Source organism: Ideonella oryzae, from assembly GCF_024055665.1.
Classification (GTDB): domain Bacteria; phylum Pseudomonadota; class Gammaproteobacteria; order Burkholderiales; family Burkholderiaceae_C; genus Ideonella; species Ideonella oryzae.
This window is the reverse complement of the sequence record NZ_JAMXMC010000004.1, coordinates 136,508-152,542: the sequence shown is the minus strand read 5'-3', so window position 1 is coordinate 152,542 and position 16,035 is coordinate 136,508. Positions and strand designations below refer to the sequence as shown.

General features: G+C 67.8%; 16 protein-coding genes and 2 tRNA genes. 9 read left to right on the top strand and 9 right to left on the bottom strand.

The window, feature by feature from the left end; all coding sequences use genetic code 11:
* The first annotated feature begins 157 nt into the window (after positions 1-157).
* A complete protein-coding gene (gene acs / locus M0L44_RS07590) occupies positions 158-2,125 on the top strand; it encodes an acetate--CoA ligase (protein WP_252769037.1) in 1,968 nt (655 codons plus the stop codon).
* A gap of 68 nt (positions 2,126-2,193) precedes the next feature.
* On the opposite strand, the gene M0L44_RS07585 is transcribed toward acs, so the two are convergent.
* Entirely contained in the window at positions 2,194-2,502 is a 309-nt protein-coding gene (locus tag M0L44_RS07585) for a c-type cytochrome (RefSeq protein ID WP_252769036.1), read from the bottom strand.
* A gap of 124 nt (positions 2,503-2,626) precedes the next feature.
* Here M0L44_RS07585 and M0L44_RS07580 point away from each other — a divergent pair, with 124 nt between their 5' ends.
* Entirely contained in the window at positions 2,627-2,875 is a 249-nt protein-coding gene (locus M0L44_RS07580; RefSeq protein WP_252769035.1) for a TIGR04438 family Trp-rich protein, read from the top strand.
* A gap of 45 nt (positions 2,876-2,920) precedes the next feature.
* Here M0L44_RS07580 and ilvD read toward each other — a convergent pair whose 3' ends face one another.
* Positions 2,921-4,780, bottom strand: a complete 1,860-nt coding sequence (gene ilvD / locus M0L44_RS07575; protein WP_252769034.1) for a dihydroxy-acid dehydratase — start codon at positions 4,778-4,780, stop codon at positions 2,921-2,923.
* A 122-nt stretch (positions 4,781-4,902) separates the two neighbouring features.
* Between ilvD and lgt the strand changes: the two genes are divergently transcribed.
* From lgt to M0L44_RS07555, 4 genes are all read left to right on the top strand, one after another.
* A complete protein-coding gene (gene lgt / locus M0L44_RS07570) occupies positions 4,903-5,739 on the top strand; it encodes a prolipoprotein diacylglyceryl transferase (protein WP_252769033.1) in 837 nt (278 codons plus the stop codon).
* Entirely contained in the window at positions 5,736-6,443 is a 708-nt protein-coding gene (dnaQ, locus tag M0L44_RS07565; protein ID WP_252769032.1) for a DNA polymerase III subunit epsilon, read from the top strand. Before lgt ends, dnaQ begins: the two co-directional genes overlap by 4 nt.
* A 91-nt stretch (positions 6,444-6,534) precedes the next feature.
* A tRNA-Val gene (locus tag M0L44_RS07560) sits at positions 6,535-6,609 on the top strand.
* A 27-nt stretch (positions 6,610-6,636) separates the two neighbouring features.
* A tRNA-Val gene (locus M0L44_RS07555) sits at positions 6,637-6,711 on the top strand.
* Positions 6,712-6,791: 80 nt separating this feature from the next.
* On the opposite strand, the gene M0L44_RS07550 is transcribed toward M0L44_RS07555, so the two are convergent.
* From M0L44_RS07550 to aat, 6 genes are all read right to left on the bottom strand, one after another.
* Positions 6,792-7,700 (bottom strand): ribose-phosphate diphosphokinase, encoded by a 909-nt coding sequence (locus M0L44_RS07550; RefSeq protein ID WP_252769031.1) that lies wholly within the window; start codon positions 7,698-7,700, stop codon positions 6,792-6,794.
* Complete coding sequence (locus M0L44_RS07545) at positions 7,697-9,217, bottom strand: thymidine phosphorylase family protein (RefSeq protein WP_252769030.1); 1,521 nt, start codon at positions 9,215-9,217, stop codon at positions 7,697-7,699. The genes M0L44_RS07550 and M0L44_RS07545 overlap by 4 nt, the downstream gene beginning before the upstream one ends.
* 35 nt (positions 9,218-9,252) lie before the next feature.
* Positions 9,253-9,606, bottom strand: a complete 354-nt coding sequence (locus M0L44_RS07540) for a hypothetical protein (RefSeq protein WP_252769029.1) — start codon at positions 9,604-9,606, stop codon at positions 9,253-9,255.
* 89 nt (positions 9,607-9,695) lie between these two features.
* On the bottom strand, positions 9,696-10,445 hold the full coding sequence (locus tag M0L44_RS07535; RefSeq protein ID WP_252769028.1) for a head GIN domain-containing protein: 750 nt from the start codon (positions 10,443-10,445) through the stop codon (positions 9,696-9,698).
* Between the two features lie 96 nt (positions 10,446-10,541).
* Positions 10,542-11,300 carry an arginyltransferase gene (locus M0L44_RS07530; RefSeq protein ID WP_252769027.1) on the bottom strand — a complete coding sequence of 253 codons (759 nt, stop codon included), beginning with the start codon at positions 11,298-11,300 and terminating at the stop codon, positions 10,542-10,544.
* Positions 11,297-12,064: a leucyl/phenylalanyl-tRNA--protein transferase gene (aat, locus tag M0L44_RS07525; RefSeq protein WP_252769026.1), complete on the bottom strand. Its 768-nt coding sequence runs from the start codon at positions 12,062-12,064 to the stop codon at positions 11,297-11,299. Before aat ends, M0L44_RS07530 begins: the two co-directional genes overlap by 4 nt.
* 102 nt (positions 12,065-12,166) lie before the next feature.
* On the opposite strand from aat, the gene ppa reads away from it, so the two are divergent.
* Positions 12,167-12,700 (top strand): inorganic diphosphatase, encoded by a 534-nt coding sequence (ppa, locus tag M0L44_RS07520; protein WP_252769025.1) that lies wholly within the window; start codon positions 12,167-12,169, stop codon positions 12,698-12,700.
* 64 nt (positions 12,701-12,764) lie between these two features.
* Here ppa and M0L44_RS07515 read toward each other — a convergent pair whose 3' ends face one another.
* The gene (locus M0L44_RS07515) at positions 12,765-13,949 is read right to left on the bottom strand and encodes a GNAT family N-acetyltransferase (protein WP_252769024.1); all 1,185 of its coding nucleotides are present in this window, start codon (positions 13,947-13,949) and stop codon (positions 12,765-12,767) included.
* On the opposite strand from M0L44_RS07515, the gene M0L44_RS07510 reads away from it, so the two are divergent.
* Positions 13,948-15,648 (top strand): NAD+ synthase, encoded by a 1,701-nt coding sequence (locus M0L44_RS07510; RefSeq protein WP_252769023.1) that lies wholly within the window; start codon positions 13,948-13,950, stop codon positions 15,646-15,648. The genes M0L44_RS07515 and M0L44_RS07510 overlap by 2 nt on opposite strands.
* Positions 15,649-15,693: 45 nt before the next feature.
* Positions 15,694-16,032, top strand: coding sequence for a P-II family nitrogen regulator (locus tag M0L44_RS07505; protein ID WP_252769022.1), 339 nt, complete (start codon positions 15,694-15,696; stop codon positions 16,030-16,032).
* Positions 16,033-16,035 lie beyond the last annotated feature (3 nt).

The window sequence follows — 16,035 nt, the reverse complement described above, 5'->3', positions numbered from 1 at the left end:
TAGGGTTGTCCCGCAAGACTGCCGTGACGACGTCATCTGCCGCCAATTTGCTGCATTGCAGCAGGATTCAGAGTAAGCCCATCGTCAGACCGAAGGGCCACAGTTGCGCCGGAAAGTGCATGCAAGCACTCAAATCGAGAACACAGGAGACATCACGATGAGCGACGAGCTGAAGATCTATGCCCCCGATCCCGCTGTGGCCGCCCAGGCCCGTGTGTCGGGCATGGCCGCCTACGAGGCGCTCTGCAAGGAAGCGGAAACCGACTACGAGGGTTTCTGGGCCCAGCGCGCACGTGAGCTGATCAGCTGGAAGACGCCGTTCACGAAGGTGCTCGACGAGAGCGAGGCACCCTTCTTCAAGTGGTTCTCCGACGGCACGCTCAACGCCTCCTACAACTGCCTGGACCGCAACATCGAGCGCGGCCTGGGTGACAAGACCGCGCTGATCTTCGAAGCCGACGGTGGCGAGGTCACCAAGGTCAGCTACAGCGAACTGCTGGCCCGCACCTGCCGCATCGCCAATGCGCTGCGCGCCCAGGGCGTCAAGAAGGGCGACCGCGTCGTCATCTACATCGCCATGTCGATCGACGGCGTGGCGGCCATGCAGGCCTGCGCCCGCATCGGCGCCATCCACTCGGTGGTGTTCGGTGGCTTCTCGGCCCAGTCGCTGCGTGACCGCATTGAGGACACCGGTGCCAAGCTGGTCATCACCGCCGACGAGCAGGTGCGTGGCGGCAAGCACCTGCCGCTGAAGGCCATCGTCGACGAGGCGCTGGCGCTGGACGGCTGCGGTGCCATCGAGAAGGTGCTGGTGGTCAAGCGCACCGGCGGTGCGGTGACCATGAAGGAAGGCCGCGACCTCTGGATGGCCGATGCCGTGGCCGGGCTGCCCGACAGCTGCGAGCCCGAGTGGGTCGAGGCCGAGCACCCGCTGTTCCTGCTCTACACCAGCGGCTCCACCGGCAAGCCCAAGGGCGTGCAGCACAGCACCGGCGGCTACCTGCTGCATGCGGCGCTCACCACCTCCTGGACCTTCGACCTGCGCGAGGACGATGTCTTCTGGTGCACGGCCGACATCGGCTGGGTCACCGGCCACAGCTACATTACCTACGGCCCGCTGGCCCTGGGCGGCACCGAGATCGTCTTCGAAGGCGTGCCCACCTACCCGGACGCCGGCCGCTTCTGGAAGATGATCCAGGACCACAAGGTCACGATCTTCTACACCGCGCCCACCGCCATCCGCAGCCTGATCAAGGCGGCCGAGGCCAACGACGCCGTGCACCCCAAGAGCTACGACCTGTCGAGCCTGCGCATCCTGGGCTCGGTGGGCGAGCCGATCAACCCGGCGGCCTGGGAGTGGTACCACCTGCATGTGGGTGGCGGCCGCTGCCCCATCGTGGACACCTTCTGGCAGACCGAGACCGGTGGCCACATGATCACCCCGCTGCCGGGGGCCACTCCGCTGGTGCCGGGTTCCTGCACGCTGCCCTTCCCGGGCATCCAGGCCGCGGTGGTGGACGAGACCGGCAAGGACGTGCCCTGGGGCCAGGGTGGCATCCTGGTGGTCAAGCGCCCCTGGCCCTCGATGATCCGCAACATCTGGGGCGACCCGGAGCGCTTCAAGAAGAGCTACTACCCGGCCGACTTCCAGGGCAAGTACTACCTGGCGGGCGATGGTGCCATCCGCGACCCCAAGACCGGCTACTTCACCATCACCGGTCGCATCGACGACGTGCTGAACGTCTCGGGCCACCGCATGGGCACGATGGAGATCGAATCGGCGCTGGTGAGCTGCACCGAGCTGGTGGCCGAGGCCGCGGTGGTGGGTCGTCCGGACGACACGACCGGTGAGGCCATCTGCGCCTTCGTGGTGCTCAAGCGTCCGCGCCCCACCGGTGACGAAGCCAAGGCGATTGCCAAGCAGCTGCGCGATCATGTGGGCAAGGAGATCGGCCCGATCGCCAAGCCCAAGGACATCCGCTTCGGCGACAACCTGCCCAAGACCCGCTCGGGCAAGATCATGCGCCGCCTGCTGCGTTCCATTGCCAAGGGCGAGGCCATCACCCAGGACACCTCCACGCTGGAGAACCCGGCCATCCTGGACCAGCTGTCGCAGAACAACTGAGTCCAGACGCTCAGCAAAAAGCCCCGCGGTGCGGGGCTTTTTTCATGGGGCCGATCGGTGCGAAGGCGTCACTTCTTCTGCGACAGCACCCAGGTGGCCAGGGTCTTGGCCTCTTCCGGCGTGACCGGGTTGGCCGGCATGGGCACGGGGCCCCAACTGCCCGAGCCGCCCTTCTGGATCTTCTCGGCCAGGCGGCTCAGGGCATCCTTCTGGCCGGCATAGCGTGCCGCCACGTCCTGGTAAGACGGGCCCACCAGCTTGCGCTCCACCGCGTGGCAGGCCAGGCAGTTCTTGCTGGTGGCCAGGGCCTGCGCATTCGGTGCGGCCAGCACGGTGGATGCAGAAAGCCACAGCAGGGCGGGCAGCAGCAGTTTCATCAAGTCTCCTTCCCTGGCCCCATGGTGAACCCGGGGTGGGTGATTTACAGTGGGACAAACCATTCTAGGGAAGTCCGCGTGGTGGACTGATCAGGCCGACCCGGCCGCGGGCAAGGAGAACACGATGGCTTTTGTGGTGCTGGGCGTGCTGCTGCTGGTGATGAAGCTCGCCGAGTGGGGGCCGGTGGCCGGCTGGGGCTGGGTCTGGGTGCTGCTGCCCTTTGGCCTGGCACTGGCCTGGTGGGGTTACGCCGATGCGACAGGCCTGACCCGCCGCCGCGCGATGGAGAAGGACGCAGCGCGCAAGGAGGAGCGGCGGCGTCGGAACATCGACGCGATGGGTCTGGGCCCGAAGAACCCGCGGCGCAAGTGAACTGAGCGGGCCACCCTCCCGGGTGGTCCGCTGCTTCAGGTGCCGTCAGTCCTCCAGCTTGGACAGGTCGCGCACCGCGCCCTTGTCAGCCGAGGTGGCCAGCAGGGCGTAGGCCTTCAGAGCGGCCGACACCTTGCGCGGGCGCGGCTGGGCCGGCTTCCAGCCCTTGGCGTCTTGCTCGGCGCGGCGCCGGGCCAGTTCCTCATCACTCACCAGCACATTGATCGAGCGCGCCGGGATGTCGATGCGGATGCGGTCGCCGTTCTTGACCAGGCCGATGGTGCCGCCGGCGGCGGCTTCCGGTGAGCAGTGGCCGATCGACAGGCCCGAGGTGCCACCCGAGAAGCGGCCATCGGTCAGCAGGGCGCAGGCCTTGCCCAGTCCCTTGGACTTGATGTAGCTGGTCGGGTAGAGCATTTCCTGCATGCCCGGGCCGCCCTTGGGGCCCTCGTAGCGCACGATGACCACATCGCCGGCCTTCACCTGGTCGTTCAGGATGTGTTCGACCGCTTCGTCCTGGCTTTCGACCACATGGGCCGGGCCTTCGAAGACCAGCAGGCTGTCGTCCACGCCGGCGGTCTTCACCACGCAGCCGTCCAGGGCGATGTTGCCGCGCAGCACCGCCAAGCCGCCTTCCTTGGAGAAGGCATGCTCGAAGGAGCGGATGCAGCCCTCGGCGCGGTCCAGGTCCAGGCTGGGCCAGCGGGTGGCCTGGCTGAATGCCACCTGGGAGGGGATGCCGGCCGGGCCGGCCTTGTAGAAGGTACGGACAGCCTCGTCTTGCGTGACGGCGATGTCCCACTGCGCCAGCGCGTCGCCCATGGTCTTGGCGTGGACAGTGGGTGCGTCGGTGTGCAGCTTGCCGGCACGGGCCAGCTCACCCAGGATGGCCATGATGCCGCCCGCGCGGTGCACGTCCTCGATGTGGTACTTGTTGGTGTTGGGCGCCACCTTGCACAGCTGCGGCACGTCGCGCGAGAGGCGGTCAATGTCCGTCATGTCGAAGGCGATGCCGGCTTCCTGCGCCGTGGCCAGGATGTGCAGGATGGTGTTGGTCGAGCCGCCCATCGCGATGTCCAGGGTCATCGCGTTCTCGAAAGCCTTCTTGCCGATGGCACGCGGCAGCACCGAGGCGTCGTCCTGCTCATAGTAGCGGCGGCACAGCTCGACGGCCAACCGACCGGCGCGCTTGAAGAGCTGCTCGCGGTCAGCGTGGGTGGCCACCACCGTGCCGTTGCCTGGCAGGGACAGGCCCAGGGCCTCAGTCAGGCAGTTCATCGAGTTGGCGGTGAACATGCCCGAGCAACTGCCGCAGGTGGGGCAGGCCGAGCGTTCAACCTCGGCCACGTCGGCGTCGCTCACCTTGCTGTCGGCGGCCATCACCATGGCGTCGATCAGGTCGAGCTTCTTGATCTGGACCGTGTGGGTGGCCGGATCGGCCAGACGCGCCTTGCCGGCTTCCATCGGCCCGCCAGAGACGAAAACCACCGGGATGTTCAGGCGCATGGCGGCCATCAGCATCCCCGGGGTGATCTTGTCGCAGTTGGAGATGCACACCAGCGCGTCGGCGCAGTGGGCGTTGACCATGTACTCGACCGAGTCGGCAATGATGTCGCGGCTGGGCAGCGAATACAGCATGCCGTCGTGACCCATCGCGATGCCATCGTCGACCGCGATGGTGTTGAACTCCTTGGCCACACCGCCGGCGGCTTCGATCTCGCGGGCCACCAGCTGGCCCAGATCCTTCAGGTGCACATGGCCGGGCACGAACTGGGTGAAGGAGTTGGCGATGGCGATGATGGGCTTGCTGAAGTCGCCGTCCTGCATGCCGGTGGCGCGCCAGAGGGCGCGGGCACCGGCCATGTTGCGGCCAGCGGTGGAGGTCTTGGAACGGTAGGCGGGCATGTGCGGTGACGCTCGAAGGCGTTTGTTGGGGCGCTCGGAAGGCAAAAAGCGGTCGGGCTGCGGGCAGGGGCTGCTCCAGCCGTCGTATTTTCGCGCAGCCGGGACGCTTATGATGCCGCCCCATGCTGATTCACCCGCAGTTCAACCCGATCGCGCTCGACCTGACGCGGTTTGGCATCCCTGTCCAGATCCACTGGTACGGCATCACTTACCTGGTCGCCTTCGGCCTGTTCCTTTGGTTGGCCCGGCTGCGGGTGCGCAAACCCTGGTTCTCCCAGGCGGGCTGGACCGCCCGCGATGTGGAGGACCTGCTGTTCTTCGGCGTGCTGGGCGTGGTGCTGGGCGGGCGCCTGGGCTATGTGCTGTTCTACAAGCCCGGCTTCTACCTGGCCAACCCGCTGGAGATCTTCTCGGTCTGGAAGGGGGGCATGTCCTTCCACGGCGGCCTGCTGGGCGTGACGGCGGCGATGGCCCTGTTCGCCTGGCTGCGCAAGCGCTCGTTCTGGGACGTGATGGACCTGATTGCACCCTGCGTGCCGACCGGCCTGGCCAGCGGGCGCATTGGCAACTTCATCAACGGCGAGCTGTGGGGGCGCTTTGCCGACCCCTCGCTGCCCTGGGGCATGGTCTTTCCGCAGTCGGGCTCGCCCTTGCCGCGCCATCCGTCCCAGCTCTATGAGTTCGGCATGGAGGGCCTGCTGCTGTTCGGCCTGTTGTGGTGGTATGGCAGCAAGCCGCGCTGGGCTGGCCAGCTGTCAGGCGCTTTCCTGATGGGGTACGGCTTCTTCCGCTTTGTCGCCGAATACTTCCGCGAGCCCGATGCCTTCCTGGGGCTGCTGGCGCTGAACATGAGCATGGGCCAATGGCTGTGCGTACCGATGATCGTCGGCGGTGCGCTGGTCTGGGCCTGGGCCACCCGCCGGGCCCGCCCCATCGGCGCCATGGGAGCCGGCGCATGAGACAGATCTTCCTGGACACGGAAACCACCGGCCTGTCGCCCGACAGCGGAGACCGCGTCGTCGAAATCGGCTGTGTGGAAATGGTCAACCGGCGGCTGACCGGCAACAACCGCCACTTCTACCTGAACCCGGAGCGGAAGAACAACGAGGAGGCCGTGCGGGTGCACGGCCTGACCGACGAGTTCCTGGCCGACAAGCCGCTGTTCTCGGCCGTGGCAGACGATCTGATCGCCTACTGGGTCGGGGCGGAGATCATCATCCACAACGCGGCCTTCGACGTGGGCTTCCTGGATGCCGAGCTCAAGCGCATCGGCAAGCCGCTGTTCCACGCCCATGTGGCCTCGGTCACCGACTCGTTGCTGATGGCGCGGGACATGTTCCCCGGCAAGAGCAACTCGCTCGATGCACTGTGCAAGCGCCTGGAGGTGGACAACTCCAGCCGGACCCTGCACGGCGCCTTGCTGGATGCGGAGCTGCTGGCCGAGGTCTACATCCGCATGACCCGCGGGCAAGGCAGCCTGGTGATCGACGCCAGCGAGGGGGGCGATGGCCCCACGCTGGAGCTGGGTTCGCAGGATCTGTCCAGCTTCGTTTTGCCCTTGGTGGCGGTGGCCGATGCCGAGTTGGCCGCCCATGCCGAGCTGATGAAGTCCATCGACAAGACCGGCGAAGTGCTTGCCCTGTGGGAAAAGGCCATGGCATAATGGCAGACTTTCCCGGGAACGACTTCTTGCTGAAGCAGTTGTTCGCGATCTGAAGGGCTCGGCCAAGTCGGCCAGTTCTGAGGTAGCAGCCGGGCGGTTAGCTCAGTGGTAGAGCACTGCCTTCACACGGCAGGGGTCGCAGGTTCGAACCCTGCACCGCCCACCAGATTCGCTTCAGCCAGACCCGCAGACCGGGCGGTTAGCTCAGCGGTAGAGCACTGCCTTCACACGGCAGGGGTCGCAGGTTCGAACCCTGCACCGCCCACCAAGTCTCCAGTCTTTCAACGCACCCCGCAGCCTCAGGCTCCGGGGTGTTGTTGTTTCTGGGGCCGTCGCTCGTGGGCGGGCTCAGCCGGCCAGTACTTTCTCCACGCCCAGTGCCAGCAGCGGCGCCACCGGAATGGCATTGCTGGCGTGGGGCACGCAGTCGCTGCTCCAGACATGACGCACGCCCGCGGCAGCCAGCTCGGCCTGGGCCTCGCCGACGAACAGGCCATGGGTCACGGCCACATCGACCGACGCGGCGCCGGCGGCCAGGGCCAGCCGAGCCGCGGCCACCAGGGTGCGACCGGTGCTGGCCATGTCGTCGATCAGCACCACAGCGCGTCCGCGGAAGTCGATGCCATCGGGCAGGCGCACCGTCACGTCCCGGTCGCCGTGGCGCTCCTTCAGGCACCAGGCGCCCTCGCAGCCGGACGCCGAGGCGGCTTCCCGCACCCATTGCTCGGCCTCGCCGTCCGGGCCCAGCAGCAAGGGCTGCGCCACATGCTGGCTGACCCATTGGCCCAGCAGTCCGGCGGCTGACAGTGAGACCGCACGGCACTCGGGCATCACCTCGTCCAGCGAGGCGATGCGGTGCAGATGCGGGTCCACGGTGACCAGGCCATCGAAGCGGCTGGCCAGCAGGCCGGCGATGTGGCGCTGGCTCACCGCCTCGCCGGGGTGAAAGGCGATGTCCTGGCGCATGTAGGCCAGGTAAGGGCAGACCAGCAGCACGCGCTCGGCGCCCAGCGCCCGTGCGGCTGGGCCGCTGATCAGCAGCTCCACCAGCTTCTCGTTGGGCTGGTGCAGGCTGCGGTACAGCAGCACCGCGCCTTGCAGGGGCGTGGGCAAGGTCAGTTTGAGTTCACCGTCAGGAAAACGGTGACGCTGGATGAGGCGCAAGGGCAGCCGCAGGGCCGTGGCCAAGGCCTGGGCGGGCGCCTGTTCGTCCTCGAAGGCCAGGACGGCGGTGGCGGCGGGCCAGCGCGGACTCATGCCACCCCCACGGTGTAGCCGCTGTCGCGTCCGGAGCGGTCGCGCGCAAAGGCCAGGTCCGCCGGGTACTGGGCGTGGATGCGGTACAGCGGCGCGCCGGCCTGCACCGCATCGCCCACCTTGCACAGCAGATCCACTCCGGCGCCGGGTACCTGGGGGGCGCCGGCCAGGCGGGCCACCTGGGCCAGTTGCAGGTTGTCGATGGCCCGGACCACACCGGCCTGCTGGGCGCACACCTCGTGGGTCAGTTCGCCCAGCGGCAGTGGGGTGGCGCGGCGGCCTTGGGCGTCGATCAGTGCCTCCATCTGGGCCAGGGCGCGACCCGATTCGAGGATGTCGCGGGCAATGCGCCAGCCATCGCCGCCACGCACATCGGGGTCGAACTCGATCACGCGGCCGGCCAGTCGCAGCGACTTCTCCCGCAGGTCCATGGGGGCCTCGGGGTCGTTGCGCAGCACCTGCATCACGTCGCGGGCCTCCAGCACCGGGCCGATGCCACGGCCGATGGGCTGGCTGCCGTCGGTGATCATCACGTCCAGGTGCAGGTTGAGCGCGCCGGCCACGTACTCGAAGAGCTTGCGCAGGCGCTGGGCAGCGTCGATGGAGCGCACCTTGGCGGTGGGCCCCACCGGGATGTCCAGCACCAGGTGGGTGGAACCGGCGGCGATCTTCTTGCTGAGGATGGAGGCCACCATCTGGCCGGGGGAGTCGATGGCCAGCGGCCGCTCCACCGAGATCAGGATGTCGTCCGCCGGGGACAGCCCGGCCGTGCCGCCCCAGGCCAGGCAGCCATTGGTGTCGCGCACGATGTGGCGCAGGCGCTCGAAGGGCAGTTCCACCTCGGCCAGCACCTCCATGGTGTCGGCCGTGCCGGCCGGCGAGGTGATGGCGCGCGAGCTGGTCTTGGGGCACAGCATGCCGTGGGCGGTGACGATGGGCACCACCAGCATCGAGGTGCGGTTGCCCGGGATGCCGCCGATGCAGTGCTTGTCCACCACCGGGCCGCCGCGCACCGCGTGCTGCCAGTCCAGGCGACGTCCGACGTCGATCATGGCCTCGGTGAGGTAGAGCACCTCATCACGCTCCAGGTCGTAGCCGTTGGTGGCCACCACGAAGGCTGCCAGCTCGATCTTGGAGTAGCGGGCCTGGGCCACGTCCCGGATGATGGCGTGCAGGTCCTTGCGGTCCAACCGCTCGCCCGCGATCTTGCGCCGCAGGGCGGGCAGGGAGGGCGGGGGCTCGGCCGGCAGCACGTGGGCCGGGTGACCGGCCTCGACATTCAGCCGCGCGAAGGCTTCCTCGGACAGGCCCAGTTCGTCGGGCTGGACGATGCAGTCGTCGTCCACCACGTTGAGCACGGCATTGATGGCCGCGCCGTTGGCCTTGACCAGCACCTTGGACAGGGCCTGGAACCCTGCCGCGCGCACGACGGCGCAGTTGCGGTGCAGGTAGGCCACGTTCTCGCGCCAGGTGTCGATGCCGACACGGCGCACACGGAGGTCTTGGGGTTTGCTCATGCACGCGCGGTGGCCGCCCGGGGGGGCCACCAAAGTCAGATGTGGAAGCCGTTCTCGTTCGGGTCGTACTTGAAGGTGCTGGGATCCCCGAACTGCACATGGGCCACATGGGCCTGGCGAAGGCTGTCATCCAGGGCCTGCACGGCCGGCTGGGGCGCGTGGGCCGAAGGCAGCAGCACGGCGTGGATCTGGGCCACCTGCCAATGGCTGGAGGCCTCTGTGCCGGCATGGTCACAGGCCAGGGCCTGACCATTCATTTGGCAGTGCCCGGCATCGTCCACCTGAAACACCACCCGGACGTGGGGTGAAGGGGCGGTGCAGGCACTCAGTGCAGACAGGGTCAGCGGCAGCAGCAGCCCGCGGAGCGGGAAGAGACGGTGGCGGTTCATGGCCTTGCTCGGGGCCGCTCGGGCCCTGCCAGTCAAAAGTCTGGATTGTGGACCCACGCCGGTTTCTGGATGTTGCAGCTGGATCAATGTCAATGCAGCGGGCGGACCTCGCCCGAGCCGGCCAGCTGGCGCTGCACGCGTGGCGAGCCGGCGTAGCGCACGTCGCCAGAGCCCGCAATGTTCACGTCCAGCAGGTCGCTGGCCTGCACCTCGGCATCGCCGCTGCCGGCAATGCTGACCTTGGCGTTGCGGGTCTGCAGGTCCGCGGCATGGATGTCGCCAGACCCCGCGATGGAAAGGCTGGCTGTCTCGGCGCGGCCCTGCAGCTTCACGTCACCCGAGCCGGCCAGTGTGACCGACAGCCGACTCAGGTTCGTGCTGCCCATGCGCACGTCCCCCGAGCCGCTGAGCGACAGCTCGAAGGGACCGCCAGTGGCTCCCTCGATGCTCAGGTCGCCGCTGCCGCGCAGAGAGGCTGCCGACAGGCTGGGGGCGACCACCGTCACCAGCACCTTGCTGCGGCTGTGCACGTTTTGTTCACGCTCGGTGCCCACGACCAGGGTGTCGCCCTCCACGCGGGTGACGATGAGCGCCTGCAGGTTGTCGTCGGCCCGCACCACCACCTTGGCGGGCGCGCCGATCTGGACCCGTACATCGAAGCTGCCGTCCAGTCGCAGCTTCTGGAAGGCCGGCACGCTGCGGGTGTCCTCAACGATCTTGCCGGAACCTTCGACCGCACTGCCCGGACTCCAGGACCAGGCGTGGGCCCCCGTCGACAGGGCCAGGCTGGTGGCAAGCAGGGGCAGGGCGAGCAGATGGCGGCGCGACAAAGTGGGCATTGTGTGCTTCCGGAAGAGGTGAAGCTGACAGGCTAGCCGGAGCGGTCCCGGGCAGAGGAGTGCCGTGCGACGAACGGCACTCTGGCGCGATGAAACTCAGGCCACGGCGGATCGGCCGGGGGTGTCTGCATCCACCCAGCGGTCGCCCACCAGCACCTGGTAGGGGCGAAAGCGGGTCTTGTAGGCCATCTTCGGGCTCTGGGCAATCCAGTAGCCCAGGTAGAGGTAGGGCAACTTGAGCTGACGGGTCTGCTCGATCTGCCAGAGCACGCCATAGGTGCCGTAGCTGCCCGGTGCGTCCGGGTCGTAGAAGGTATAGACCGCCGACAGGCCATCGGCCAGGATATCGACGATCGACACCATGCGCAGGAGGCCCGGGCCATGCTCAGCCGGCTCCCGGAATTCCACCAGGCGGGAATTGACGCGGCTTTGCAGCAGGAACTGGGTGTACTGGTCCACGCTGTCCTGGTCCATGCCGCCACCGGCATGGCGGGCGGCCTGGTAACGCAGGTACAGCGCGTAGTGTTCTTCCGAAAAGCCCAGCCGGGTCACCCGGCTGCGCAGCTGCTGGTGGGCGGCGCGGGCCCGGCGCTGGCTGCGGTCGGGTTCGAAGCGGTCGACCGGGATGCGCAGCGGCACGCAGGCTCGGCACTGGTCGCAATAGGGTCGGTAGGTGAACAGGCCGCTGCGCCGGAAGCCGCTGGCCACCAGGGCCGAATAGGTCTCGGCGTGGATCATGTGGCTGGGCGTGGCCACCTGGGAGCGAGCCGTCTGGTCCGGCAGGTAGCTGCACGGATAGGGCGCCGTGGCGTAGAACTGCAGCGACGAGAAAGGGAGCTCTTTCGGGTGGGTCACGGCGCGAGGGAGGCCTGCAAGGCGGGCACGGCGATCCCCAGCCGTTCCCAATGGGCCCGATCATAGGACCAGCGCCAGGGCGGCGGTGCATCCACGGTGGCGGCCAGATGGCCTTCGAACTGGGGGCGGGGCAGCAGCCGGGCGCCCAGGCTGGCCAGGTGTCGGGTGTGCTGCTGGCAGTCGATCATGGCAACCTGCTCGGCTCGGCAGAAGGCCACCAGCGCGGCCAGGGCGATCTTCGAGGCGTCGGTCTGCCAGGCGAACATCGATTCGCCGAAGAACATCCGGCCCAGGCCGATGCCGTACAACCCTCCGGCCAGACGGCCGTCGATCCAGGTCTCCACGCTGTGGGCATGGCCAGCCTGGTGCATCCGGACGTAGGCCTCCATCATCTCCGGCACGATCCAGGTGCCGGGCTGGCCTTCCCGCGGGGTCTGGGCGCAGGCGGTGATCACCGCCCGGAAGTCATGGTCGAAACGGATTTCGCAGCCGGGGTGGGCCAGGAACTTCTGGATCGTCTTGCGCAGTGAGCGGCTGAGGCGGAATTCGGCCACCGGCAGCACCATGCGGGGGTCCGGGCTCCACCACAGCACGGGCTGGCCCTCGCCATACCAGGGAAAGATGCCGTGGCGGTAGGCCTCACGCAGGCGGGGCACGCTCAGCCCACCCCCCGCCGCCAGCAGGCCCGGGGCGTCGCTGTCCGGCCCCAGCGCCGCCAGCGTGGGGGGGAAGGGGGTGTGCTCGCCAAGCCAGGGCAGCTGCATGGGCGCAGCATATCGTGCCTTGACATGGTCAGCCTGGCGTTGGCCGGCATCCGTAGAATGACGCCCTAATCCCGTTCCCTTCCTCACACCACCGAGACAAGCATGAGCCTGAACAATGTGACCCCGGGCGCCAAGGTCCCCGAGCAATTCAACGTCATCATCGAGATCCCGGCCAACGCCGATCCCGTCAAGTACGAGGTGGACAAGGCCTCCGGCGCATTGTTCGTGGACCGCTTCATGGGCACGGCCATGCACTACCCGTGCAACTACGGCTTCGTCCCCCAGACCCTGGCCGCCGACGGCGACCCGGTGGACGTGCTGGTCATCACCCCCTTCCCGCTGGTGGCAGGCTCGGTGGTCACCTGCCGCGCCATCGGCATGCTGAACATGACCGACGAGGCCGGTGGTGACGCCAAGCTGCTGGCACTGCCCACCGAGAAGCTGCTGCCCAGCCACGCCCACATCACCAAGCTGGAAGACCTGAACGAGCTGGTGCTCAAGCAGATCCAGCACTTCTTCGAGCACTACAAGGACCTGGAGAAGGGCAAGTGGGTGAAGGTGGAAGGCTGGCTGGACGCCGCGGCGGCCAAGGCGGAAATCACCGACGGCCTCAAGCGCTACAGCGACAAGGGCTGATCGCCTCGCTTTCCCGCGATGAAAGCCGCCCGGGGCGTCCCAGGCGGCTTTTTTCATGGCGACCTCAGGCTGGCGACGCCCCCTTGAACGGGTTGCGCTCTCGCAGCTCGTCCAGGTAGCCGTCCATGCCGGCGCCCTCCCGGGCCAAAAAGTCCTCCACCGCGCGAGAGAACTCGGGGTGAGCCAGCCAGTGGGCCGAGGCAGTACGCACCGGCAAGAGGCCCCGGGCCATCTTGTGCTCGCCCTGGGCACCGCCCTCGAAGCGCTGGAAGCCCTGGGCGATGCACCAGGCCAGGGGCTGGTAGTAGCAGGCCTCGAAGTGCAGGCAGTCGATCGCTTCGGTGGCGCCCCAGTAGCGCCCCCAGGCGACGCCGCGGGCGCGGTCGATGGCCAGCAGGGACACTGCCACGGGCACGCCTCCGCGCTCGGCAATGAACATCAGCCAGTGGGCCGGCAGCTCGTGGGCCATGCGGGTGAAGAAGTCCCGGCTCAGGTAGGGCGTGGACCGGTGGGCCTGGTAAGTCAGGCGATAGCAGTGGTGGAAGAAGTCCCAGTCGGCTTCGCTGATCTGCGTGCCCTCCCGCACCCGGAACTGCACGCCGCTGGCTTCCACCTTGCGACGTTCCTGCTGGATCTTCTTGCGTTTCTCGCGTTGCAAGGTGGCCAGGAACTCGGCGAAATCGGCATAGGGTGTGTCAGGCCGGGTGTGCCAGTGGAACTGCACGCCCTGGCGCAGCATGTAGCCTTCCTCCTGCGCAAGGGCCTGCTCGTCCTCATCCAGGAAGAGCAGATGGGCCGAAGACAGTTCGGTCTGCACGGCCCACTGCCGCAGGGTGCGCAGCAGCAGGCGGCGTGCGGCGTCGTCTTCGGCCAGCAGGCGGCTGCCCGGCACCGGCGTGAAGGGCACGGCGTCGAGCAGCTTGGGGTAGTAGTCCAGGCCATGGCGGGCATAGGCATCCGCCCAGGCCCAGTCGAACACGTATTCGCCGTAGGAGTGGCTCTTCAGCCAGGCCGCTGTGGCACCCACCAGGCGGCCCGCCCGGCGCAGGCTGAAGAAGACCGGGGCCCAGCCGGTATCGGCCGTGGCACTGCCGGACGCCACCAGGGCCTGCAGATAGGCATGGCGCATGAAGGGGGTGGGCTGGGCCTGCTGTGCCAGCAGCGCGTCCCACGCTGCGGCGTCCAGTTCATCGGGACGGGCATGGACCCCGATGTGATAATCCGACGCGTCTCTTTCCTCGTATGCCATGTCCTCTCCGGTCACCCTTTCCGTCGCCCTGGCCCAGATCAACGCCACCGTCGGCGATCTGGCCGGCAATGCCCGCCTGATCGCCCAGGCTGCCCGCGAGGCCCATGCGCAGGGCGCCCAGCTGGTGCTGGCGCCCGAGCTGGCGCTGACGGGCTACCCGCCCGAGGATCTGCTGCTGCGCCCGGCCTTCATGGCGGCCTGCGCCCGCACACTGCGCGAGTTGGCCGCCGAGCTGTCCGACTGCGCGGGCCTGCACGTCGTCGTCGGCCACCCGCAGGACTGGGATGCGCAGGACGATCTTAGGTCGAAGTCCTATTCCCTGCCGCGGCGCTTCAATGCGGCCTCGGTGCTGGCAGGGGGGCAGGTGCTGGCCACCTATTGCAAGCGCGAGCTGCCCAACTACCAGGTCTTCGACGAACGGCGCTACTTTGCCTCTGGGCGGGATGCCGGTTGCGGGCCGGTGGTGTTCGATGTGGGCGGGCTGCGCTGCGGTCTGCTGATCTGCGAGGACGCCTGGTTTGACGAGCCGGCCGAGGCCGCCAAGGCCGCCGGTGCGCAGGTGCTGTGCGCGATCAATGCCTCGCCCTTCCACCTGGACAAGCATGGCGAGCGCGAGTCGCTCATGGCCCGACGCGCGCGCGCGCTGGGCCTGCCGCTGCTCTATGCCCACATGGTGGGTGGGCAGGATGAGGTGGTGTTCGATGGCGCCTCCTTCGCGCTGGATGCCCAGGGCCTGGTGGGCGCTCGCGCGCCCAGCTTCGAGCCGGCCACGCTGCTCGTGTCGGTTGGAGCCGACGGCCGGGTGAGCGGCCCGCTGGCTCCGCTGCCACCGCTGGAGGGCCAAGCCTGGCAGGCGCTGGTGATGGGCGTGCGCGACTACATCGGCAAGAACGGCTTTCCCGGCGCCATCATCGGCCTGTCCGGCGGCATCGATTCCGCCCTGGTGCTGGCCATTGCGGTGGACGCCCTGGGGGCCGACAAGGTGCGGGCGGTGATGATGCCCTCGCCCTACACGGCCGATATCTCCTGGCTGGACGCCCGTGACATGGCCGAGCGCCTGGGCGTGCGCTACGACGAGATCGCCATCTCCCCGGTGTTCGAGGGTTTCAAGCAGGCGCTGGCTACCCAGTTTGCCGGCCTGCCCGAGGACACGACCGAGGAGAACATCCAGGCCCGTATCCGCGGCACCCTGCTGATGGCTCTGTCGAACAAGACCGGGTCCATCGTGCTGACCACCGGCAACAAGAGCGAGATGGCCACCGGCTACTGCACGCTCTATGGCGACATGGCGGGCGGCTTCGCGGTCATCAAGGATGTGGCCAAGACCCTGGTCTATCGCCTGACCGAGTGGAAGAACCAGCAGCCGACCCGGCGTGCCGATGGCAGCATCGGGCCGGTGATCCCCGAGCGCATCATCACCCGTCCGCCCTCGGCCGAACTGCGTCCGGACCAGACCGACCAGGACAGCCTGCCGCCCTATGAGGTGCTGGACGCCATCCTGGCGCGCTACATGGAGGAAGACCAGGGCATCGAGGAGATCGTCGCGGCCGGCTTCGCGCGCGAGGATGTCGAGAAGGTGACCCGGCTCATCAAGATCAACGAGTACAAGCGTCGCCAGGCCCCTGTGGGCATCCGAATCACCCACAGGGCATTCGGGCGGGATTGGCGCTACCCGATCACCTCGAAGTTCCGTGCTTAAATCTGCGCAACACGCGTCCGCGCATCCCCCACACGGAGAACACACATGAAGCAGATCACCGCCATCATCAAGCCCTTCAAGCTGGAAGAAGTGCGCGAGGCACTGGCCAGCGTGGGCGTTTCAGGCCTGACCGTGACCGAGGTGAAGGGCTTTGGCCGCCAGAAGGGCCACACCGAGCTCTACCGCGGTGCCGAGTACGTGGTGGACTTCCTGCCCAAGGTGAAGGTGGAAGTCGTCGTCCGCGACGAGGACCTGGACCACGCCATCGACGCCATCGTGAAGGCCGCCAAGACGGGCAAGATCGGCGATGGCAAGATCTTTGTCACGCCCGTGGAGCAGGTGGTGCGCATCCGCACTGGCGAGACCGACGCGAACGCGGTCTGAGCT